The organism is Paenibacillus sp. CF095 (genome assembly GCF_900101225.1).
Classification (GTDB): domain Bacteria; phylum Bacillota; class Bacilli; order Paenibacillales; family Paenibacillaceae; genus Paenibacillus.
Window position 1 is genome coordinate 653,857 of sequence record NZ_FMZN01000001.1, and the last position, 24,582, is coordinate 678,438.

At 47.3% G+C, this 24,582-nt stretch carries 17 protein-coding genes and 2 tRNA genes; 18 read left to right on the forward strand and 1 reads right to left on the reverse strand.

Annotated features, from left to right (window positions below; translation table 11 throughout):
* Positions 1-25: 25 nt before the first annotated feature.
* Positions 26-1,330, forward strand: coding sequence for a DUF6080 domain-containing protein (locus BLS69_RS02860; protein WP_091028503.1), 1,305 nt, complete (start codon positions 26-28; stop codon positions 1,328-1,330).
* 91 nt (positions 1,331-1,421) lie between these two features.
* Here BLS69_RS02860 and BLS69_RS02865 read toward each other — a convergent pair whose 3' ends face one another.
* Complete coding sequence (locus tag BLS69_RS02865) at positions 1,422-4,097, reverse strand: YhgE/Pip domain-containing protein (protein ID WP_091028505.1); 2,676 nt, start codon at positions 4,095-4,097, stop codon at positions 1,422-1,424.
* 708 nt (positions 4,098-4,805) lie between these two features.
* Here BLS69_RS02865 and pyrR point away from each other — a divergent pair.
* The 17 genes from pyrR to BLS69_RS02945 all read left to right on the forward strand — a co-directional run bounded on the left by pyrR (position 4,806) and on the right by BLS69_RS02945 (position 24,469).
* A complete protein-coding gene (gene pyrR / locus BLS69_RS02870) occupies positions 4,806-5,369 on the forward strand; it encodes a bifunctional pyr operon transcriptional regulator/uracil phosphoribosyltransferase PyrR (protein ID WP_091034809.1) in 564 nt (187 codons plus the stop codon).
* Positions 5,369-6,280, forward strand: coding sequence for an aspartate carbamoyltransferase catalytic subunit (locus tag BLS69_RS02875; protein ID WP_036614815.1), 912 nt, complete (start codon positions 5,369-5,371; stop codon positions 6,278-6,280). The genes pyrR and BLS69_RS02875 overlap by 1 nt, the downstream gene beginning before the upstream one ends.
* Positions 6,281-6,406: 126 nt before the next feature.
* On the forward strand, positions 6,407-7,711 hold the full coding sequence (locus BLS69_RS02880; protein ID WP_091028507.1) for a dihydroorotase: 1,305 nt from the start codon (positions 6,407-6,409) through the stop codon (positions 7,709-7,711).
* Positions 7,712-8,097: 386 nt separating this feature from the next.
* The gene (gene carA, locus BLS69_RS02885; protein ID WP_062835434.1) at positions 8,098-9,240 is read left to right on the forward strand and encodes a glutamine-hydrolyzing carbamoyl-phosphate synthase small subunit; all 1,143 of its coding nucleotides are present in this window, start codon (positions 8,098-8,100) and stop codon (positions 9,238-9,240) included.
* Position 9,241: 1 nt separating this feature from the next.
* Positions 9,242-12,460: a carbamoyl-phosphate synthase large subunit gene (carB, locus tag BLS69_RS02890; RefSeq protein ID WP_062835433.1), complete on the forward strand. Its 3,219-nt coding sequence runs from the start codon at positions 9,242-9,244 to the stop codon at positions 12,458-12,460.
* A gap of 103 nt (positions 12,461-12,563) precedes the next feature.
* On the forward strand, positions 12,564-13,304 hold the full coding sequence (gene pyrF, locus BLS69_RS02895; RefSeq protein ID WP_091028508.1) for an orotidine-5'-phosphate decarboxylase: 741 nt from the start codon (positions 12,564-12,566) through the stop codon (positions 13,302-13,304).
* Positions 13,301-13,942 (forward strand): orotate phosphoribosyltransferase, encoded by a 642-nt coding sequence (gene pyrE / locus BLS69_RS02900; protein ID WP_036614805.1) that lies wholly within the window; start codon positions 13,301-13,303, stop codon positions 13,940-13,942. Before pyrF ends, pyrE begins: the two co-directional genes overlap by 4 nt.
* Before the next feature lie 271 nt (positions 13,943-14,213).
* Positions 14,214-15,161, forward strand: coding sequence for an ABC transporter ATP-binding protein (locus BLS69_RS02905; RefSeq protein ID WP_091028511.1), 948 nt, complete (start codon positions 14,214-14,216; stop codon positions 15,159-15,161).
* Positions 15,124-16,233 carry an efflux RND transporter periplasmic adaptor subunit gene (locus BLS69_RS02910; protein ID WP_091028513.1) on the forward strand — a complete coding sequence of 370 codons (1,110 nt, stop codon included), beginning with the start codon at positions 15,124-15,126 and terminating at the stop codon, positions 16,231-16,233. Before BLS69_RS02905 ends, BLS69_RS02910 begins: the two co-directional genes overlap by 38 nt.
* On the forward strand, positions 16,233-19,154 hold the full coding sequence (locus tag BLS69_RS02915; protein ID WP_091028516.1) for an ABC transporter permease: 2,922 nt from the start codon (positions 16,233-16,235) through the stop codon (positions 19,152-19,154). Before BLS69_RS02910 ends, BLS69_RS02915 begins: the two co-directional genes overlap by 1 nt.
* 2 nt (positions 19,155-19,156) lie before the next feature.
* Positions 19,157-20,020: an ABC transporter ATP-binding protein gene (locus BLS69_RS02920; RefSeq protein ID WP_091028519.1), complete on the forward strand. Its 864-nt coding sequence runs from the start codon at positions 19,157-19,159 to the stop codon at positions 20,018-20,020.
* A gap of 20 nt (positions 20,021-20,040) precedes the next feature.
* A complete protein-coding gene (locus BLS69_RS02925) occupies positions 20,041-21,492 on the forward strand; it encodes an ABC transporter substrate-binding protein (protein WP_074095833.1) in 1,452 nt (483 codons plus the stop codon).
* A 106-nt stretch (positions 21,493-21,598) separates the two neighbouring features.
* Positions 21,599-21,790, forward strand: a complete 192-nt coding sequence (locus BLS69_RS31820; protein ID WP_047843730.1) for a hypothetical protein — start codon at positions 21,599-21,601, stop codon at positions 21,788-21,790.
* A gap of 71 nt (positions 21,791-21,861) precedes the next feature.
* Positions 21,862-21,935, forward strand: a tRNA-Met gene (locus BLS69_RS02930).
* 56 nt (positions 21,936-21,991) lie between these two features.
* Positions 21,992-22,065, forward strand: a tRNA-Ile gene (locus BLS69_RS02935).
* Positions 22,066-22,249: 184 nt separating this feature from the next.
* Positions 22,250-22,675 (forward strand): hypothetical protein, encoded by a 426-nt coding sequence (locus BLS69_RS02940; protein ID WP_062835427.1) that lies wholly within the window; start codon positions 22,250-22,252, stop codon positions 22,673-22,675.
* Between the two features lie 237 nt (positions 22,676-22,912).
* Positions 22,913-24,469: a tetratricopeptide repeat protein gene (locus tag BLS69_RS02945; protein WP_091028523.1), complete on the forward strand. Its 1,557-nt coding sequence runs from the start codon at positions 22,913-22,915 to the stop codon at positions 24,467-24,469.
* Positions 24,470-24,582: the final 113 nt, after the last annotated feature.

A 24,582-nucleotide genomic window follows, 5' to 3' on the forward strand; every position in this document is an offset into this window, starting at 1 on the left:
TTTAATCAGGATGTGAAATGAAAGCATGAACTTTTTAGATTACTTATTTTATAATCGCAGAGCCAACTGGACAGCCTTTTACCTGTTTGCAGGATTTGCTTTGTTCTATGGTTTAATGAACGGCTCGTATATTCTGTACATTGAAAATAATGCAGAGATGCTTGGGAAGTATACCCCATTTAATACAACGCTGTTTCCAATCAATTTATTCAACTTTGATCCTTCAATGTATTATGGGGACAACAGTTCTTCCGTGATCCATCCGCTGATCTCCTTTCTCGCAGTCACCCTTGCGGCTGTAGCGAAACTGCTGGGAGGCAACTGGTTCTTCTTAATCCTGCAATCGCTGATTAATGCGGGTTCAGTGGTGCTGGCGTATCTGTTCCTGAGTCAAAAAGAAGATAAACCAACCATTGTACCGCTGTTGTTCGCCTTACTGTTTGGTTTCAGTTCCTACCTGATGTATACCGCGTTGATCCCGGATTCGTATCCGTATGTACAGTTTGTTATTCTGTTCTCAGTGGTTTACATGCAGTATACTCGTGAGCGTCAAGACGTACGATATGTACCCAATGCATTGATTGCGTCCATTAACTTTGGACTAACCTCGACCAATATCGTACCATTTGCTGCTGCCACATTCTTCAATATGCATGCATGGCGCAATAAGGCAAATTTGAAAAAATACATCGGCATCATGGCACTGGCGGTTCTGATCATCGTCGTATTAACTGGTATTCAGTATGTTGCATTTGGAGGTCGAAGCTGGGTTAGTAACTGGCTATTGGGCATTCAAAATGGTGGGACTAGCTATGCTACACCATTCCAGTTCGCTATTCACTGGAAAGCATTGACCATGCTAACCATCAATCCGATGCTGACACCGAAGATGCATTTACTGGACCCGGGCATGGCAGCCTTTGTTACGGATCTATCCCGTTCCAATCCAATCTATGTGCAGATTACAGGTATCTTTATTTTACTTTTGGCACTCATGGGCTTCATTAAGGGCATTCGTGAACGTGAAGTATGGACCCTTGTGCCATATATTCTATTTGCCTTTTTGCTTCATGTAGTCGTGGGCTTTGGATTGGCTGTATTTCAATATGATATGTACCTGTATGCGGGGCACTATCTGTTTGCGTTCTTCCTGTTGGGTGGAGGTTTTGTCATCAGCCTTCGTCCGGGATTGGGGAAAAAAGTGGTTATAGGCTTGATCATGTTATGTGTTATCGTTACGGCAAGTAACAACATCTATCGCCATGTAGAAACATTAACAACAATCAAACAATCCTATAATCAGTTGGAACAGGAACGCTCAGTGAATTAATCAAGATGTATCGATTCATATAATGAAATAAGATAAGGCCATTGGATGGGAAGTCCAATGGTCTTATCTTATTTAGTGTCCAGTAAATGAGTTAAGCAATAATTTTGGTCCTCTTGGCATTCTCGGCTGAACGTTTGGTGAGACTGCTGAGTGGACGTTTCAAAGCGAGAGCAACAATGAGACTTAGCGCGATGAACATACATAACCACAGAATATCCTTGATTGCAGTAGACCACAATATGCCGCCGACCGACTCACGCAGCAGACTGATCGCATACGTGAAGGGCATGAACGGATTTAATGCCTGGAAAAAGGGTGATGTCATGCTGATTGGGAACGTACCGCCGGAGCTGGAGAACTGGAACACCATGAAGATAATGGCGATCCCTTTTCCGATATTCCCAAAAACGGACAGCAGGGTGTACGTTATGGTGACAAATACGGCACTCACCAGCATGGCAAACAGGACAAACCACAGTTTATCTGCGACATAGGTACCCAGGATTAAGATATCTCCCAGGGTGACGCATATCGCCTGAAGTAACCCAATGGTCAGAAAAGTAGCGAGACGTCCAAGATACAACTCATATCCCCGGAACCTGCCCTCTGGATTTTCAGCTTCGGCACGAAGCAGAGAAATCAGCAGTGTTGAGCCAACCCACAAGGACAGCACGCCATAAAATGGTGACATGGCCGATCCATAATTCGGAATTGGGTAAAGTTGTTGTTCCTTGATTTGCACCGGACTTGCAAGGAAAGCACTTTCTTCTTCGATATCGCCGCGCAAAAGTTTGGCGAGCTCGGCAAACTGGTTATTACCTTCGACTTCCCTAAGTTTGTCAGCAGCCTTACTGATGGCACTTTCTAATGCTGGCAGATCATCACGTACCAGCGTGGCAACACGATGTACTCCTTTTTCGACCTCCGGAAGCTGGTTCTGGACAAATTCGGATGCTTTGCCTATCTGTTTCTCGGCATTAGGCAGATCATTACGAACAAAATCAGCCGCTTCGTTCAGTTTGTTTCCCAGCTTGGGCAGATCGTTTCGAATTAATGAAGACACGGTGTTCAAAGCTTGGATAAAACCTTCACTTTTGTTCGCGAGTGTCTCTGATATCTCATGGATCTTAGATTGTATTTGAGGCAGGTCGCTCTGGATTTTTGTCAACTCGGTCTGCCCAAACGTAATTCCTTCTTTGGCAGATGCAAGAATGTCCGCAATATCCGGAATTCGATCTTTTGCTCCTTGTAGTGTACTTGCTGAAGTGGAGAGGATGGATCTTAGTTTATCCGCTCCAGCCGATAGAGCCGGCGATATATCACTTTCGTAAGTGTTCAAGAAATTGCCAATGCCGCTGCTAATGTCCTTGGAGAGCGTATTTAACTGAGCGATGACATCTGCGGGCAGTGTTGTATTGCGACGTATGGCATCACTCATGATCCCAGCCAGACGGATTTGCAACTGAAGTTTATCTGAAACGGAGTTCAGTTGTGTAATTTTATCGGCAAGTGGATGGCTTGGAAGCAAGTTGTCTATTTTGCCCAGGAGTTCTGACATACTGTCCACGAGTTTTACCGCAATCCCTAAACGCGAAGCAATCCGGTCGAGATCTTCTGCTGTAGGAAGGTTTTCAAGATCCGAATTTTGCAATTGTGCAAATACGTCTCCAGCAGCGTTAGTAATCTGCTGCACCAGCAGCAGATTTTGGCGGATCGTTGGGCCAATAGCCTGAAACGCTTCTTCGCTAGAATCTACAAATTGATTCAGGCCTTCGGCCAGCTCAATCCCGTTGCCGGCGATTTGTGATACTTTGTCCAGATCTTGTTCTGCGGCCGTGACGATAGACAGAGCTTTGTTGGTTTTATCCAGTGCTGTTTGAATAACACCTGATACGTGACCAAAGTTTTCATCCACTTCTCGAATGCGTTCTACCGCTTTTTGTATATCCGGTATCCGCCCTTGAATAGCCAGCACTTCGGAAGCTGCAGCATTAATTTGTGGCCAATACTTCTGCACCTTGAGCACATACTGTGCCGCTTCATTAATTTCAGGCAGTTTTTTTTCGATTTCAACGATCTTTTGAGCATCTTTTACAATCTCAGGCATGGCTTTTTCTACTTCCAGTACCTTTTGACCAGCGGCTTGTATGGCCGGAAGATTTTTCTCCAGTGTGAAAATGCCATTCTCCATCTTTCGCAAAGTTGGAAGCTGGGCGTTAACTTCAACCCCGGCTTCCTTCAACTTGGTTAGAACGGCCTCACTGACGGCTTCAGTGAAACTCTCATTGATTTGCGTTGTTATGGCAGATACACCAGAGCCTGTGATTTTAGGAGCAATGGCATTCACCTTCTCATTAACGGTATAGATCACCTCTGGGCGCTCCAGCTTTCCGTCAACGATACCTGTAATTTTGGATGAAAAGTCTCCGGGAATGAGCAGGCTTGCATAATAATCTCCAGTCTGTACACCCCGACTAGCCTCGGTCCGATCTACAAAAGTCCAGCCCAGCTTTTCATTGTGTTTGAGGCTGGATACCAGTTCGTCTCCGATATTAACATTGGTTCCTTCAACAGTTGCACCCTTGTCCTCGGTTGTCACTGCAATTTTGATCCCCTGGGTGTTACTGTACGGGTCCCATACGGACTTCACGTTGACCCAGTCATACACCCCGGGCAGTAAAATGATAGCCACAATTAAAAATATACCTGTGGGAACCTTCAGAATATGTAACCAGTCTGTTTTGTAAACGTGCCAAATGTGACGCATGACTTCCTCCTAAATGTACATAAATGTAGGGCGTATCTTATTTCTATGACGCATATTTGTGAATCTTATGTATATCGGCATTATGGTAGCATCTATGAATGGGTTCATGTTTATAAACTGTACCCATTTCAATTGGACCTAATGCAGAGCTTTCATATATTGCTTAAATGAGACTCACCGTTTCTTCTAAAAAGAAGTGTTTGTCTCTACATAAGCATAGTCAAAGGTTTATTTTGGTTATATCAAATTTCTCATTTGCCTATGGATAAATATGCAGAAATGTTGTATAATTATGAATAACCAATGAGATGTATTGTGCATGGATGTTTTTCAGCCTAACTGCTGATTCTAAGAAGAACGTAGCAGAGGGTTTTCACCTGCGATGGTGAGGTGTTGACAGGGGGTTGTCTTTCTGTCATAATTCATGAAGACAAACGGACATATTGATTACAGAACCCTGCGAGGTCCTGCAATATGAACGACATGAATAGCACCTTTAAATCAGTCCCGTGAGACTGGCAAGGTAACGTGAACGATACATCGTTTTTTTGCTGCGGCAAATGAAGCGATGCATCCCCGAGAGTAAACTTTCTTCAGAGCGGTCTGAAGTTCGGAGACTCCTTGCCAATAAACACGGCAAGGAGTCTTTTTTTTTCTCCTCGTCACGGGGCCATGATGCTGAAGGGAAATCCTGAGGAGGCTGAACGCATGAGCACAGAGACACATGTCATTATGGATGAGACGGCGATCCGCCGCGCACTAACACGGATTGCCCATGAGATATTGGAGAAAAACAAAGGAATCGACGATTGTGTGCTGGTCGGTATCCGCACACGCGGGGTTTACCTCGCAGAACGGATTGCCGCCAAGATCGAAGAAATCGAAGGCGCCAAAGTCCCCTGGGGAGAACTGGATGTGACTCCTTACCGCGATGACCGCTTGGACGAAAATAAAGCGAATCGCAAGGAAAGGTTGATTATGACACCTGAATCACTTTCGATTCATAACAAAAAAGTGATTTTGTTCGATGATGTGCTCTATACCGGACGGACGATTCGCGCAGCGATGGATGCCCTGATGGACTGTGGAAGACCGCAGAACATTCAGCTGGCTGTACTCGCAGACCGCGGACACCGGGAACTTCCAATTCGACCTGATTTTATCGGCAAGAATGTGCCGACTTCCAAATCAGAGGAGATCGAAGTTGCACTCATGGAAACGGACGGACAGGACGAAGTCAAAATCACTCAGAACCGGGGGGAGCAAGCATAATGATTACACAGACAGCATTGAGAGACCGAAGCTTGCTTGGACTGAAGGAACTTAGTCGAGGAGAAATCGAGTCCATTCTGAACAGAGCGGCTCACTGGGAAGCGCAGAAAGAGAAACTGGCTCCTGTACTGGAATCACGCTTTGTTGCGAACATGTTCTTCGAGAACAGCACACGTACCCGCTTTTCCTTCGAAATGGCAGAGAAACGCCTGGGTGCACAAGTGCTGAACTTTACGGCAGCCGCATCCAGTGTGGAAAAAGGAGAGTCCATCTACGATACGGTACGAACACTTGAGTCGATGGGCATTGATGCAGGCGTGATCCGGTTGAAACCGGCAGGCGTTCTGCAACAACTGGCTCAGAAAGTGAATGTACCACTCGTGAACGCCGGAGATGGCAACAATGAGCATCCCACACAGGCGTTGCTGGATCTCTACACAATGAGGAAAGCATTTGGCGAACTGAAGGGCTTGCGTGTCTCCATCATTGGTGACATCCTGCATAGCCGTGTAGCTCGTTCCAACCTGTGGGCACTGCAAAAGTTTGGTGCAGATGTACGCTTCTGTGCTCCGCAAACGATGCAGGCACCGGAACTCGCAGAGCATGCTCCTTATGTCGGTCTTGAAGAAGCGCTGGATGCAGATGTAGTCATGATGCTCCGTGTTCAACTGGAACGTCATCAACATGGCTTAATTACTTCAGCTGAGGATTATCGCGAACACTACGGATTGACGGAAGAACGGGCATCACGCCTAAAACCAAGCACCATTATCATGCACCCTGCTCCTGTGAATCGCAACGTCGAGGTAGATGACGCGGTTGTGGAAAGTGAAGCATCACGGATCTTCCCGCAGATGGCAAATGGCGTTCCCATCCGCATGGCGGTTATGGAACGTGCGATGAAACTGTAACAGGGTCTGGCTGTGGGTCATAGGCTGACGGTACGGTAGTTCTTATTGAGCAATAAGAGAGTACACGATAAAGAAAATCATCCGGCTTGCCTGGTAAGCTGGACAGAACCGAAGCGGAGGGCAATTATGCTACAGATTATAAAAAACGCGAACATCTTGAACCAAAAAGGGGAACTTGAACGGAAAACCATCATTATAGATGAAGGTAAAATTAAAAAGATCGCTGGTCTGGAAGACCAAGCTGTACTGGATGCCGAAAAATCAGCGCAGAGTGTAACAGACGCATCAGGCAAACTGGTCATTCCGGGATTGATCGATATGCACGTGCATCTGCGTGAACCTGGATTCGAACACAAAGAGACGATCGAGACAGGTGCCCGTTCAGCAGCACAAGGTGGTTTTACAACAATCGCTTGCATGCCAAACACAAGACCAGTAACAGATACAGCGGAAGTTGTGAAGCTGGTACTGGATAAGGCCAAAGAAGCTGATCTGGTTAAAGTGTTGCCTTATGCTGCCATTACAAAAAATGAACTGGGTCGTGAACTTACCGATTTTGCCGCATTAAAAGAAGCAGGCGCTATTGGATTCACAGATGACGGTGTAGGCGTACAAAACGCTCAAATGATGAAAGATGCCATGAGCCTCGCGGCAAGCATGGATATGCCAGTGATCGCACACTGTGAAGATGACTCACTGGTTGTTGGTGGATATGTGACGGAAGGTGAGTTTTCGAAGCGCCACGGCATCAAAGGGATTCCAAATGAATCCGAAGCCATCCACGTTGGCCGTGATATCTTGCTCGCAGAAGCAACAGGAGTTCACTACCATGTCTGTCACGTAAGTACAGAGCAATCGGTTCGTCTGATTCGTCTAGCGAAGTCCATCGGCATTAAAGTAACTGCTGAGGTATGTCCACACCATCTGGTGTTGTCGGATGAAGATATCCCGGGCATGGATGCCAACTGGAAAATGAACCCGCCACTACGCTCACCACGCGATGTGCAGGCTTGTATTGAAGGCTTGCTAGACGGTACGCTGGATATGATCGTAACTGATCACGCGCCACACAGTGAAGAAGAGAAAGCCAAAGGCATGGAGCTGGCACCTTTCGGAATCGTAGGGTTCGAAACCGCCTTCCCACTGCTGTACACCAAGTTTGTGGAAACAGGACTGTGGAGCTTGGACTTCCTGGTGAAACGTATGACAGCTGATCCGGCACGTGTATTCCGACTGGACACAGGCAAACTCGAAGAGGGAGCACCAGCCGATATCACGATGATTGACCTGAACGAGGAAAAAGCGGTTGATCCTGCAACGTTTGCAACTAAAGGAAGAAACACCCCATTCACAGGCTGGAAGCTGAAAGGCTGGGCCGTACAAACATGGGTGGATGGCAAAAGCGTGTGGCATAACACGGTACAACAGTAAAACGGTAACTTAGCAAATTAATAAATTAGTAACTCTATATTTTTAACTCTAACTTTAAAACTTAATCTACAACTTTTACACCAGTAACATCTTTTCAACTAACTCGAGGCAAATCATGCCGAGAGTCTAACATACGAAACAAGCAAAGTTGAATGTCATGATTTTGAACTTGGACACTAACGTAACTGCGGAGCGGACAGAAAAGACCCGAAGAAGCAAAGCGTTCGCCTTTATCACCGGATTACATCATTTGAAAAATGATAAAAAGTAATCCGGGGATAACAGCGATCAAAGGGTTTTCTGTACGCGGAGCCGCACAATCGTAACGTCCCCCATGTTCAACCCCAATGCATTCAACGTTGATAAACACAGAGGAGTGAAATGGGATGCAGGCACAGGCAAGATTATTGTTGGAAGACGGCACACTGTTCACCGGGAAAGCATTTGGTGCTGAAGGTGAAACTACAGGTGAGGTCGTTTTTAATACGGGAATTACAGGCTATCAAGAGGTGCTTTCGGATCCTTCCTATTGCGGTCAAATCGTAACCATGACGTATCCGCTGATCGGAAACTACGGCATTACGCGTGATGACTTTGAGTCGATTCGTCCATACGTACATGGTTTCGTTGTGCGTCGTCATGAGCCAACGCCAAGCAACTGGCGTGCGGAATACAGCGTAGACAATCTGCTCAAAGAATACGGCATCGTAGGAATCAGCGAAATTGATACACGCATGTTGACTCGCCGGATTCGTCACCACGGCACAATGAAGGGAATTCTCACAACAGGATCGAAGCCTGTGGAAGAACTGCTGGAGATGATGGGAGACACCACCATTGCCGAGCTGCGTAACCAGGTGCCAATGACTTCTACGGAGCATGTCTACAACAGCCCAGGAACGGCTGAACGTATTGTGCTTGTGGATTACGGTGCTAAAACAGGAATCTTGCGCGAACTCAGCAAACGTAACTGTGACGTTGTTGTTGTTCCACACGATGTAACAGCAGACGAGATTCGTCGCCTGAACCCGGATGGCATTCAACTGTCCAACGGCCCTGGGGACCCGAAAGACGTACCTCACGCAGTTAAGATGATCAGTGAACTGCTTGGCGAATACCCGATCTTCGGTATCTGCCTGGGTCACCAGTTGTTCGCACTTGCAGCAGGAGCAGACACCGAAAAACTTAAGTTCGGACATCGCGGAGGAAACCACCCGGTGAAAGAACTGGAGAGCGGACGTTGCTTCATCACATCCCAGAACCATGGATTTACCGTAAACGAAGAGTCTGTGAAGAGTACAGACCTGGAAGTTACACATATCAACAATAACGATAAGACCATTGAAGGTCTGAAACATAAATCATTCCCGGCATTCTCGGTTCAATATCACCCTGAAGCAGCCCCGGGTCCTTACGACAACAGCTATCTGTTCGACCGCTTCATCGAGATGATTCGCGAGCACAAGATCACTAACCCGCAAAAGCCGCGTCAAGCCGTATTGGCAGCCGCAGTGAAAGGAGCACAATAACATGCCGATTAACAAAGATCTCAAAAAAATCCTGGTGATTGGTTCCGGTCCAATCGTCATCGGTCAAGCGGCCGAGTTCGACTATGCCGGTACGCAAGCTTGCCAGGCTCTGAAAGAAGAAGGCGTGGAAGTTGTACTTATCAACAGCAACCCGGCGACCATTATGACGGATACAAACATGGCTGACAAAGTCTACATTGAGCCAATTACACTGGATTTTGTAACCCAAATCATTCGTCAGGAGCGTCCAGACGGCTTGCTGCCAACACTGGGTGGTCAGACAGGTCTGAACATGGCGGTAGAACTGGCACGTGCAGGCGTGCTGGAACGTGAAAATGTGAAATTGCTCGGAACACAGCTCACATCCATCGAGAAAGCGGAAGATCGTGATCTGTTCCGTGACCTGATGCGTGAACTGGAACAGCCTGTACCTGAGAGTGTGATCGTAACGACACTTGAAGAATCACTTGAATTTGCAAATGAGATTGGTTATCCAATCATCGTGCGTCCAGCCTATACGCTGGGCGGAACAGGCGGCGGAATCTGTGCGAACGAAGAAGAGCTGCGCGAGACCGTGGTAGCGGGAATTCGTTACAGCCCAATTGGGCAATGTCTGGTCGAGAAGAGCATTGCAGGCATGAAAGAAGTCGAGTATGAGGTTATGCGGGACAAAAACGATAACTGTATCGTTGTCTGCAACATGGAAAACTTCGACCCGGTAGGTGTTCATACAGGCGACAGTATCGTTGTAGCACCAAGCCAAACCCTGTCGGACCGTGAATATCAAATGCTGCGTTCAGCTTCCCTGAAAATCATCCGTGCCCTGAACATCGAGGGTGGATGTAACGTACAGTTTGCACTGGACCCACACAGCTTCCAATACTATGTTATCGAAGTAAATCCACGGGTAAGCCGTTCATCGGCTCTGGCTTCCAAAGCAACGGGTTATCCGATTGCCAAAATGGCTGCCAAAATTGCCATGGGTTACACGTTGGATGAAATCGTGAACCCGGTAACAGGCCAAACGTATGCTTGCTTCGAGCCTACACTGGATTATATCGTGAGCAAAATTCCTCGCTGGCCGTTCGACAAGTTCATCTCGGCGAACCGTAAACTGGGAACTCAGATGAAAGCAACAGGCGAAGTAATGGCGATTGGCCGGACATTCGAAGAGTCGATTCACAAAGCAGTTCGTTCCCTGGAAATTGGCGTACATCGCCTCTACCTGAAGGATGCCGAAACGCTGGACGAAGCTACCTTGAACGAACGTCTGATCAAAGCAGATGATGAGCGTATCTTCCTGATTGCCGAAGCATTCCGCAGAGGTTATACGTTGCAACAGCTACAGGATTTGACCAAGATTGACTGGTGGTTCCTGGACAAAATCGAAGGTCTGATCGCATTCGAAGATCGCATTCGCGAAGAATCCGAATTGTCTTCCGACATTCTGTATCAAGCGAAACGCCTTGGATTCACAGACCGTGCCATTGCTGAACTGCGTGCGCAAGGTCAACCAGGAGGCACATTAACAACTGAAGCGGAAGTTAGAACTCGTCGGGAAGCAGAGAACCTGCGCCCAGTGTACAAAATGGTAGATACATGTGCTGCTGAGTTCGAAGCAACAACGCCATATTACTACTCAACTTACGAGACAGAGAATGAAGTGATCCCTTCAGACAAGCAAAAAGTTGTGGTACTTGGTTCAGGACCAATCCGGATCGGTCAAGGGATCGAGTTCGACTACTCTACTGTACACGCAGTATGGGCATTACAAAAAGCAGGATATGAAGCAGTCATTATCAACAATAACCCGGAGACGGTGTCTACGGACTTTAATACATCCGATCGCCTGTACTTTGAACCGCTCTTCTTCGAAGATGTCATGAACGTGATTGAACAGGAGAAACCAGTAGGGGTTATCGTACAGTTCGGTGGTCAAACGGCCATCAACCTGGCAGCACCACTGCGTAATGCAGGTGTAACCATTCTCGGAACGGATCTGGAAAGCATCGATGAGGCGGAGGATCGCAAGAAGTTCGAACGTCTGCTCTCCCGTCTGGAGATTGCACAGCCAAAAGGTAAAACAGTCATTTCCGTTGATGATGCGGTAGAAACAGCTCAAAGTCTGGGCTACCCGGTACTGGTTCGTCCTTCCTATGTACTTGGCGGTCGTGCGATGGAGATTGTATACTCCGATGCTGAATTGCTGACATACATGGAACAGGCGGTTAAAATCAATCCAGAGCATCCGGTCCTGATCGACCGTTATATGATGGGTAAAGAAGTTGAGGTTGACGCCATCTGTGATGGTGAAACGGTATTGATTCCAGGAATCATGGAACATATCGAGCGTGCAGGGGTTCACTCTGGTGACTCCATCGCGGTATATCCTCCTCAACACCTGTCCCAGGATATGAAAGAGAAAATTGTAGAGATTACAATCAAAATTGCGAAAGAACTGAAAACGGTAGGTTTGGTCAACATCCAGTTTGTTATCCATGATGGCCAAGTGTACATTATCGAGGTGAACCCGCGTTCATCCCGTACCGTACCATTCCTGAGCAAAGTAACCAACATTCCGATGGCGAACTTGGCAACACAAGCCATTCTGGGTGTGAAACTAAAAGATCTTGGTTATGTTGACGGGCTGTGGCCTGAATCGGATCATGTATCTGTTAAAGTTCCGGTCTTCTCCTTCGCGAAGCTGCGTCGTGTAGAACCAACCCTCGGACCTGAGATGAAGTCTACAGGTGAGGTTATGGGTCGTGACCCGAATTACGCTAAAGCGTTGTTCAAAGGTCTCATCGGCGCTGGAATGAAAATTCCGGCAACCGGAGCGATCGTAGTAACTGTAGCAGACAAAGACAAAGACGAAGCGGTTCCTTTGCTCGAAGGTTTCTACAGACTGGGTTACAAAATCATGGCTACCGGCGGAACAGCAGCTGCGCTTGAAGCAGCGAACATTCCGGTAACGACTGTGAACAAATTAAGTGAAGGTTCGCCGAATATTCTGGATATGATCCGCAGCGGCGAAGCAAACTTTGTCTTCAACACACTCACCAAAGGCAAAACACCGCAGCGTGATGGATTCCGTATCCGTCGTGAAGCGGTAGAAAACGGCATTGTATGTATGACTTCATTGGATACGATTCGTGCGCTGCTGATTATGCTGCAAACGATCAACTTCTCTTCGGAAGCAATGCCTGTCTTTGTAAAATAAATAACTCTCTGATGAAGGACATCAGTCAGCCTGCGGGCTGGCGGGATGTCCTTTATATCGGGCAAAAACGGAAAAAATGAGCAAGTGGAGGGGAGCGCTGGTGATGAATCAAGCGAGTTTCAATGAAATGGCTGGCCGTCTGATGGTGGCACTGGATTATCCTGGAGCGGAAGAAGCGAAAGCATTGGTACAAGCTCTTGAAGGCATTCCCTGTTATCTCAAGGTGGGTATGCAGCTGTTCTACGCAGCAGGACCTGACTTTATTCGGGAGTTGAAATCCAAAGGTTACTCCGTTTTTCTGGATGTGAAAATGCATGACATTCCCAACACCGTTCGTGGCGGTGCTGAAAGTATCACACGTCTTGGGGTAGACATGTTCAATGTACATGCAGCGGGTGGAGACCTCATGATGCGTGCTGCACGTGAAGGTGCTGAGGCAGCAATCGCTGCCTATCCTTCCCTTAGCAAGCCCGAGATCATTGCAGTCACCCAACTCACCAGTACAAGTCTGGAAACGATGAATAACGAGATTGGCATCCCGGGAAGTGTGGAAGCTGCTGTGGTCCGTTATGCAGGACTGGCCCAAGAGGCTGGACTGGATGGGGTTGTTGCTTCTCCGCTGGAAGTACCTGCAATTCGGGCAGCGTGTGGCAGTGCTTTTCACACCGTTACACCAGGAATTCGTCCAGCGGGTAGTGGTCTGGGAGATCAGACACGCGTCTTGACGCCGGGTGAAGCCATCGCCAGAGGCAGTCATTACATTGTTGTAGGCAGACCCATTACAGGCGCTCCCAATCCGCGTGAAGCGGCAGAAACCATTTTGAAGGAGATGTTGAACGCATGATCGAACTGAATGAGATTCCGAATCATATTGCTTCCCAACTGTTGAAAATTAAAGCCGTGGCGTTACGTCCACAGCAGCCATTTACATGGACATCCGGCATCAAATCACCAATATACTGCGATAACCGCTTAACGATGTCCTATCCGGAGATTCGCAACGATATCGCTGAAGCCTTTGCAACGATTATTCGTAACCAATACCCGGATGCAGAAGTTATTGCAGGTACGGCAACCGCAGGTATCCCGCATGCTGCTTGGGTGGCTCAGAAGCTGGATCTGCCGATGGCCTACATTCGTGATAAAGCGAAAGGACACGGCAAGGAGAACCTGATCGAAGGTCTGATTACCGAAGGACAGAAAGTGGTTGTCATCGAAGACCTGATCTCTACAGGTGGAAGCTCGATCAAAGCAGCCGAAGCTGTACGTGTAGCAGGTGCAACACCGCTCGCCGTACTTGCCATCTTCAGCTACCAGCTGGATAAAGGTGTTAAAGCATTTGAAGATGCTGGAATTCCACTTCAGACGTTGTCCAATTACACCGCGCTGATGGATGTGGCTTTGGCTCAGGGAACAATTCAAGAGAGTGACTTTGAATTGCTCAAATCCTGGCGTGAAGATCCTTCTTCATTTGGTAAATAATATCATTGGTACCTCGAAAAAATGTTATGAATGAACGGTATCAAAATTGTAATGATTGCCGTCATAGCGGCAAAACGATCGAATATGCAAGAGGCATCCCGCACTTTGGGGTGCTTTTTTCGTTTGTTCATCAAAATATTAACTTTTTCACTCTACCGTTGTAAAAAGCTTGTAACTTTTAGTTGTGATCGGTCGTTTATAATTCAGTGTAGGTTGGAACAGATTTCTAATTTTAGGTTTTTTGAAGAAATGATCGGGATATCAAGAAAGGATGAGCGTGATTGTTGGCATGAAGAATTTATTTCTCAGAAAAAGAACTGCCAAGAGCCAGTCAGGCGATGAACATCAACAGGGGGAAACACCGTTGGAGGCATCGACGGAGTCGGGGGAAAATACATACATAAGTGAACCAGCGCACCCGACAAGTGAAGCATCTTTATCTGAAAGTGAAATCGCTTCGGATGAAGTGGTTGCAGCTGCTGTCACCACCGTTGATGAACCCCAGAAGAAGATCAAACCAAAGAAGGATATGCTACCTCCATATGATGGACCTGTACTGGAGGTGCGTAACGTGCATCGCAGTTTCCAGACAGGCAGTCGCATTATCCATGTGCTCAAAGGCATTGATATGGAAGTGAATCCGCAACAACTGGTCATGCTGAAGGGGCGATCGGGCTCAGGCAAAACAACACTGCTGAATATGCTCGGTGGACTGGATCAGCCTTCAAGTGGAGACATTCTGTTCTCTGGCCAGCCTCTTCAGGATTGGGGAGACCGGCGGCGGACCGCTTTGCGGCGTAAAGAGATCGGTTTTATTTTTCAGGCATATGCACTCATGCCCTTATTATCTGCTTGGGAAAATGTAGAACTGTCGCTGCGCATGGCGGATGTTCCGCGAGCGGAATGGAAGGACAGGGTTGGTCACTGTCTGGATCTGGTTGGACTATCCAAACGGGTGAAGCACCGACCATTCGAGATGTCCGGGGGAGAGCAACAGCGTGTGGCTATAGCCAAGGCCATTGCCCATAGACCCAGATTGTTGCTTGCGGATGAGCCTACAGCGGAATTGGATTCCAAGATGGGCGCTCAGGTCATGGCCGTATTCCGCAATATTATTGAAGTAGAACAAGTAACAATATGTATGACTACACACGATCCTACAATTTTGGAGGTTGCGGACCATGTTTATGAAATGGCGGACGGCAGATTTATCAGGTAAAGGGGCCGCTCCGAAGAGGGGGAAACGCGCAGCACTTATTGTACTTGGTGCGATAATGGTTGCAACGATGTCCGGCTGCTCATTGCTGCCGTCAGAAACAGAAGAAGAAGTGCTTCCGCCTATTACGCCGCCAACGATCTCCAAGAAACCGGAGTATGAAGTCCGGACGGAAACGTTGGAGAAAAAAGTAAGTGGCAGCGGCAAGATGATGAGTCAGCGGGAAGAGAAGGTGTACTTCACGCTTGATGGCATGCATGTCAAAGAGTTAAATGTTAAACCAGGGGATAAAGTGAAAAAGGGCCAACTTCTCGCGGTGCTCGATGTGGAGAGTGTGGAGAAGGAGATCCGTGGCAAGAAACTTGCTATTCGCAAATCCGAAGTTCAAATGAAGGAAACACTCCGCAAGAAGGATGAGATGGACCCGGTGGAGTTCGAAGAAGCAACGATTGCTTTTGAAGAACTGCGCCAGGAACTCGCTGATCTGGAAGAACAACTGGGCAAAGCCACGTTGACTGCTCCGTTTGGCGGCACCGTTATTGCTGTGCAGGTAGAGAAAGGTGCAGCCGTGAAAGCGTATGATCCGATTGCTACGATTGCGGACACTTCAAATCTGGTTGTGGCAGCTACCTTTGCCAAGGAAGATCTGGAGAAGTTCTCTGCGGGTATGAAGGCAGAAGTAGACATTAATGGAGCTGGTAAAGTCGCTGGCAAAATTAAAGTCATGCCTATTGCGGAAGCATCGGGAAGCGGCAGTGGCGAAGGAACGGGGGAAGGCGGTACGCCTCCAACCAAGGAAACGCTGGATAAGTATGTTATCGTTACCCTTGCAAAAATGCCAAAAGGCGTGGAACGTGGCACACCACTGTCGGTCTCAATTGTAACGCAGCGTACCGAGAACGCAATTGTGATTCCTGTATCCGCTTTACGCTCCATCGGTTCAAGAACGTATGTACAAGTCGTGGAGAGTGATGGCAGCAAGCGTGAAGTGGACGTTGAAGTTGGTCAGCAGACATCGACAGATGTTGAGATTTTGAAAGGTCTGACCGTAGGCCAGAAAGTAGTGGGACGCTAATGGGGCTGCCATTGCTTCGGCTGCTGTTCCGCAAAATGTGGAACACGCGCTGGATGACCTTCAGCACACTGATCGGATTGATTGTGGCGGTAGCGTTCACCGTCAGTATTCCAATGTATGCCGATGGTGCGCTGAAACGGGTCGTCGCGCAGACGCTGCAGGATAACAGTGAAGGGTTGCCAGCCGGTTCGTTGCTGATGAGTTATCAGGCACCCGGTGGCGTGAAGACAGACACTCGGGGTCTGGATGAAGTAGATCGTTATATTCGTGAGGATGTTCCTCGCGACATCGGGTTTCCTTTTCATACGTATGTGAATTCGAGATCCATTCGCAGCACAGAGGTAAGCCCGGAAGATCCAACCAAAGTGGATGCCAGCAGGGTACGCAGTATGAGTCTGGGCACGATGAGTGGGCTGGATGCACAGGTGAATTACTCTGCCGGGGTGAAACCTGGAAACCAGGTCAAAGATGACACGATCGAGGCAGTCATGTTGGAAGAGGGCATGTACCGTAACGATCTGCATATCGGTGACATTCTGGAATATCCGGTGTATAGCGGCCTTGATATTACGTTACGTGTGAAGATTACGGGGTCCTTCAAGGCAGATGATCCGAACAGCCCTTACTGGGTACAAGGATTTGACGGCATGATGAATGGACTTTATGTGGATGAATCGGTTTTTAATGATGTTTTACTGAAGGAAAAAGGGATTCCACTTCAAAATTCACGTTGGTATTATGCCTTTGATCTGAAAGAAATTCAAACCAGCCAGTTATCAGGTCTGACTTCCATGCTGGAAAGGCTGGATATCGATCTGTACCAGCGGCTGAAAGATACAAAAGTGGACATCACCTTTGGTGATCTGCTCAAGCAGTTCCGCAGTCAGAGTCTGCAATTGCAGACCATGTTGTTTACCTTGGCAGCACCGATGATTGCGATGGTCTTTTATTTCATTGCGATGAATGCCAGACAGTCATTACAAAAGCAAGAGAGTGATATTGCGGTATTGCGCAGCCGTGGAGCTTCAGCTCGGCAGATCTTCTCTCTTTACCTGCTTGAAGGCATATTTCTGGGCGCTATTGCGCTGGTTATTGGGCCGTTGCTTGGTTGGTTTATGGCCAAGAGTATCGGTTCAGCAAGTGGTTTTCTCTCGTTCGTAGATCGGAAGTCTATTCCGATCGGTGTATCAAAAGAAGCTATTCTCCTGGGCGTAGCAGCGGTCCTTGTTGCGATCATCGCATCACTTATCCCTGCGATAACCTATGCACGGGCAACCATTGTATCTGCCAAACGGCGGCAAGCACGGACAGACCGTGCTCCAGTATGGCAACGCTGGTTCCTGGACGTTGTGTTGCTGGGTCTGGCCGGATATGGATACTACCTGTTCTATGAACGTCAGATGTTGACCTTCCAGACCGGAATGACAACTGATCAGTTGCAGGTACAGCCGTTTCTGTTCTTTGTACCAGCACTCGCGATCTTTGCGCTTGGACTATTCTTCCTGCGCTTGTTCCCGTGGATATTAAAGCTCATTCAGTTGATCGGTCGCAAGTTTCTCCCGGTCCCGTTGTATCTGACATTAACACAGCTATCGCGTTCATCTTCTTCATATTATCCGCTGATGATCCTCCTTGTACTGACACTGGGACTTGGGGTGTACAACTCGGCTGCTGCTCGGACGATTGATCTGAATTCAACTGAGCGTACCTTGTACCGTTATGGTTCTGATGTGATTATGCAGACTGTGTGGGAAGGAACACCTGAGGTTAAACCCGGTGGTTCCGGACAGAATGGCGGTACGGGTGGAGGTCAACAAGGTGGTGGCAATGGAGGAGGAGGTTCTGCTGGTGGTAGTTCCGGCGGAGGCAATGGCGGCGGAGGTGCTCCAGGTGGTGGCGGCGGTTCTTCGCAGCCATCCAAAGTCATCTACTCCGAACCTCCATTCGAAGTGTTCCGCAGATTAGACGGGGTTGAACATGCAGCACGAGTGCTGCAGACCAAAGGCAATATTATCGTCTCTGGTAAATCGGGCGGACAGGGGATGCTGGTCGGAATTGATAATGTGGACTTTGCTCAAGTGGCATGGTTCCGCAACGATCTGTTCCCGGCACATCCCTACAAGTATCTTGACTTGCTTGGTAAATATGAAGGGGCTGTATTGATCTCTTCCAAATTTGCTGACAAATTTAAGTTGAAAACTGGAGACCTCGTCTCCATGGGTGTACAGGGACAGGCGATTGAATTCGTCGTGTTTGGGATCATTCCTTACTGGCCAGCCCAGTATCCGGATCAGATGCCATTCTTCGTGGCGAATCTGGATTATATCTATGATCAGGTGCCTCTGATTCCTTATGAGGTATGGCTGAAAATGGAACCGGATGCCAAAGTGGCTCCACTAATGGAGAAACTTGCAGCAGAAGGCATTGAGTTATCGTCTGTGCGTGACGTACGGACCGAATTGGTATCTCAGGGTAAACATCCGTCAAGAGGTGGCGTATTCGGGATTCTGAGCCTTGGTTTCCTGGTTTCGGTTATTATCTCGTTGATCGGATACGTGCTGTACTGGTTCTTCAACCTGTCTGGACGTGTTGTGCAGTTTGGTGTATTACGAGCCATGGGGTTATCACGCGCACAACTGAGCGGTATGCTGCTGCTGGAGCAGGTGTTCACAGCAGGTCTATCGATCCTGCTCGGTATCGGTATTGGTCAGGTATCCAGTCGTTTATTCCTGCCATTCCTGCAAACAACGGATAATGTATCTGCTCAGGTACCTCCGTTCCGGATTGTGTTTGAACAGCAAGATATGTTGCAACTGTATGGGGTCACCGTAGTGATGCTGGTCATTGGTGCAACGATGTTGCTCTGGCAGATTCGCAGATTGCGGGTTCACCAGGCAGTCAAAATGGGAGAGGAGAGGTAAACGTGATCCAATGCGAAGGACTTGTCAAAATTTTTAAATCCAGCGATGTGGAAGTCGTTGCCCTTCAGGGTCTCAACCTGACTGTCAATCAAGGTGAAATGATGGCCATCATCGGTAACAGCGGTAGCGGTAAATCCACGCTGCTGAATATTCTGGGCGGGCTTGATCGTCCTACAGCTGGTACGGCTGTTGTGGGAGACTGGGATTTGCTGAAAATGACAGATGCCCAATTGGTCGAATACAAACGTCATACGGTAGGTTTTATCTGGCAAAATAACGGTCGTAACTTGCTGCCTTATCTCACTGCATTGGAAAATGTAGAGACTCCCATGATTCTGGGAGGCAAGCGTGATCGTGCTTACGCGAAACAGTTGCTCGAATGGGTAGGTCTTAAGGATCGGATGCATAACAAATTGCATCAATTGTCAGGAGGAGAGCAGCAACGGGTAGCGATTGCGATCTCATTATCCAATCGTCCCAAAATTCTGCTTGCAGATGAACCAACCGGTTCGGTCGATTCCGAGACATGTGATACAATTATGGGCATTTTCCGAAGAATGAACAAGGAACTCGGCGTTACGATTGTCATCGTTACCCATGACTTGACGCTTGCTGGCAAGGTAGACCGGATCGTTGCGATTCGGGACGGCTTGACCAGTACCGAGTTTGTGAAGCGCAACCCGAATCTGGATGATGAGCATAACTTGTCCGAATCGGGTATGCCGGACATTCACGAAGCATTTGTCATTATTGACCGTGCAGGGCGGCTTCAGGTGCCAAAAGAGTATCTGGAGGCCTTATCCATTGATAACCGGGCTACATTGGAATTTGACGGTGAACGTATTGTGATTACACCGCCAAGATAATTAAGAGGGGGAACTGGGAAATGAAGAATAGTATGTGGGGAAAACGTGTGCTGGCTGTCATCGCTACTGCGACGCTAGCACTGCCGCTGATTGCTGGCTGTACGGCAAGTGAGGCCAAGGATACGGAGCAGCGTGTATTACGTGTGGCTACGTTGTGGGGAGGACAGGATGACAGTTACTTCCGTCAGCAATTCACCGATGCTTTTGAATTGACACATCCCAATGTAACCATCGAAATTGTAGCTGCTGTTGATCAGAGCAGCATGTATGGTTATGGCAACACGGAAGAACAGCCGGAAGTCCCGGATACGATGGAGAGTCTGAAGAAGATTATGACTGGGGATAACCCGGTTGACGTTATCGTGGCCGATACCGCCACTGTGAAATCATTAATTCAGGAGAATCTGGTGAAACAGCTGGACCCACTGATGCAGGAAGATAAGTTTGATACCAGTGATATCGTGCCTAGTGTACTGGAGGGAATTAAGGACCTTGGGGATCAGAGCATCTATGCATTGACACCAACGTTCTCTTCATCGGCTTTGTTCTATAACAAGGGTATGTTTGAAAAAGCAGGCGTGGAACCGCCAACGGACAACATGACATGGGACGATATTTTCAATCTGGGTACCCGTCTAACGAAAGGTGAAGGTAAAGACCATGTATTTGGTTTCTCCTTCACGACATATCAGGGTGGTTCGCCGTACTACTCCATGCAACAGTACTACAGCTCGTTGCAGCTGAAGACGTTTGATGACAAAGCAGAGAAGATGACAGTAGATTCTCCTCAATGGGAGAAAGTATGGAGCACCATCAGCAAACTTGCGATTGACAAAGTTATTCCTAAAGGTGACGAACCACAAGATCAGAATCCGAGTGGACGATACGATCCGGTACAGGGTGACCTATTCCTGAGCGGCAAGTCAGCCATGGTTATTGGTGATTACAGCTATATTAATCAATTAATTGATGCGAATAAAAATGCGGATAAAATGAAAGACTTTACGAAAGTGGATTGGGATGTTGTAACACCTCCAGTTCACCCGGAAGCTCCTGAAATTGGAGGCAGCATCTACCTGAGCAACCTCATGGCGATTAATAGTGCGGCTCAGAACCCGGATGATGCGTGGGAGCTGATCAAGTACATGAACAGTGAGGACTGGGCTAAGATCAAAGCACGCAGCAGCTATGAGATGGTATCACGTAAGAGCTTCATTAAGCCCAAAGACGGCCTGGATTATAACATTCAAGCATTCTATGCGCTGAAGCCGATTCCGCCAACAAATACCAATCTGGATAAAATGTATCAAAAATCCCCAGGTTTATGGCAAGTAAATGAAAAAGGTATGGAATATTTCAACCAAGTGCTAGAAAACAAAAAGACACCAAAAGAAGCACTTGGTGAGTGGGCAGCTAAAGGAAACGAGATGCTGGAGAAATTGAAAAAGGATCCTAAAGCTACGTTTCAGTGAGATTTGATGAAGTAGTCATATCATGATCAGGATATAGCCGCTGAAGATTTTAATCTTTGGCGGCTATTTTTATGAAAATGGGGTATTCTACAAAAAGCAGGAATAAATGACGACTCCGGAAAGGACGAGCGGTATGCACTGGGTATATTTCAGCAAGTTGTATGCAACCAAATTTCAGGCAGGATGTCTGGCCAAACGTATGGAGCAGGATGGGTGGATTTACGGTCATAATGAACCGGCGGAAGTTGAAGTTTATCGATCACGTAAAGGTCGTTATGGTGTACGTTTTATTCCCTGACTTTACCCCTTGACTTATAGGGTGACGATAGTGTATATTAATTAAGTCGCTGTTTTAATATTTCTTACTGACGCGGGGTGGAGCAGCCCGGTAGCTCGTCGGGCTCATAACCCGAAGGCCGCAGGTTCAAATCCTGCCCCCGCAATTTAGTTTCACTTGGATGATTCACAGCCATCATCTGCACGTTATACATTATGTCTAGGGCCCTTAGCTCAGTTGGTTAGAGCGGTCGGCTCATAACCGATTGGTCACAGGTTCGAGTCCTGTAGGGCCCATACTCTTAAAACCCTTGCCTAGCAAGGGTTTTTTTCTGTCTTCATTTAGGTGCTAGAGTCAAAAAGGTAATTTGTTAATAGTGTCTTTCTAATATGCCCTTTTTTTGCGTAATTCAGTGTATGTCCACGCCGTACACCAAATCTCGCATATACTATCCTATCCCACACATAGGAGGTAGATTTCATGAGTCAATTTATTGATGCAAGAACCTCGCAGAATGCGAGTTTGGCTAACTCAATTGCCATACCAATCCTTGTAATTAACACGCCTCAATTATTTGGACAAATCGGTTTGATCACCACTGCTGGCATTGGAGCAAACCCGCGGGTGCAGTTCAAGGGAACTGTGTCTGTACAACTTCCTTTAGCGCTGGTTGGTATCACCATCACAATTGTCAGAGGAACTGCGCCAACAGATCCTGTTATTTATTCTGCAACTTCCACATTTAGTTTGAGCATCCTGGCACCTCAGATTATTACCTTCTCTGCCGATGACTTCAACCCACCAATTACACCTCAATTGACGTACACTGCATTTGTGAGTTCCAACTTGTTGGGTACGATCCGTGTAGGCCCCGAGAACTTCGACGGAGTCTTGTATTCCGACTAATGCTCAGCGGCCTTGCCTAAATGAATTAGATCAATATTCTTCTTGAATGAAGGACATCACAGACCTGCCCTCAAAAGCAGGTTTTTTTCTAGTTAAAGGGGAAAACTGAACTTCATCGAGTAGGCAGGGTTCTATGATATAATGCATTACAGAGACTGAATGGTATTCGAACTAAAGTAGTCCGTCAACATCTGAGAATCTTATGAAATTAGTGATAGAAAGCAGGTTTCCATTTTAATGACGTCAAATGAAAGTCAACGTTTTCGTTACAGCGAAGCTCCAGTCTGGGATTGGCAGAGAGCTTATTATGAACAAAAGGGGCTAGAGGCTTGGACAGAGAATCAGGTCCCTCAATATATTACCAGTAATCCGATGATTGCCACGGCGTATGCAGAGATGATTTTTGGCTTTCTTCAGGACCTCGCGAATAAGGGACAGATCACCGAGACCGTGACTATTCTGGAACTTGGGGCGGGTGTAGGGCGTTTGGCACACCAAATCCTGCTTAAACTGATTGAATTAAAGGATTTTGCAGGAATAGATTTACCTCCTTTCAGATATGTATTGACAGATCTCGTAGCGGAGAATGTGCGGGGTTGGAGAGAGCATCCATCCATGCAATCCTTTATTCAACAAGGTATAGTGGATTTTGCGCGTTTTGACGCTGTAGCAGATACGGAGCTAAAACTGGTCGTTGCGGGTACAGTTATTCGGCCGGGTGATCTGAAACAACCGTTGTTGTTGATTGCCAATTACTTTTTTGACAGCATTCCGCAGGAATTAATCTATATTGGGGATGGCGAGATCTACGAGTGCGATCTGCTTGTTCAGTCTCCGGATCGTCGTCATGATCTTGAACCCGCTGAGATGCTGAAGAACATGACGCTGAGTTATGAGTATCGCCGAGCGCCGGAATACAGTGCAGATAACTATCCGTATTCGGAACTGATCACATTGTACAAAGAGGAACTGGAGGATTCACACATCCTTTTTCCCGCAATTGGCTTGTCCTGTCTCGAACGGTTGAACAGGCTGTCTCAGTCAGGTTATGTGTTGATTACCGCTGATAAAGGGGATCATCGACTGGATAACTGGAAGTTCGCAGAGCCACCTGAATTCGTTCTGCACGGGAGTTTTTCTTTAACGGCTAACTACCATGCGATTCAATATGTCTTGGAACAACAGGGAGCACATACGCGATTCACAACACATCATTATAAAGATCTGAACGTTGGGTGCATGTTAATGGTGGACGAACCGATCAGTTATGTGAACACGCGACTGGCCTACCATCGATTTGTTGAACGTTTTGGGCCGGATGACTTTTTCAGTATGAAACAATGGGTAGACTCTCGAATGGAAAGTATGGAGTTGAAGCATATTTTACCGTTTTGGCGTCTGGGTGGATATGATGCTGAGTTCTTGATTCACAGTGCTACCCACATTTCCAGTCTTCTTCCTGATGCAAGTGATGAGGAAATGCTTGATATTCAGTCTGGTATTCATACGATGTGGTCCTCCTACTATGTGATGGAGCAGCAAGGAGGTCTCGCATTTCTGGCAGGGCAGCTGTTATATGAGATGTATATGTATGAGGATGCAAAACGGTTTCTGGAGATATCATTGGTTGCAGACCCGAGTAATCATAATCCAGCCGTCTTGTACGATTTGGCTGTGTGCTGTTACGAACTTGAACTGGAAGAAGAAACCCTGTCATATACCCGTAAGGTACTAGCTCTGGAACCTGATCATGAAGAGGCAGCAGCGTTGCTCCAGAGTTTCGAGTTGATCTGAACGGAACAATTGAAGTCTTGTCTCCTATATGTATCTTGGATGTAATTGGTAATTTTTATATAGAAATTGAAACCTTTAATTGAACTTCATCGTATTAATGGGATATTCAACCA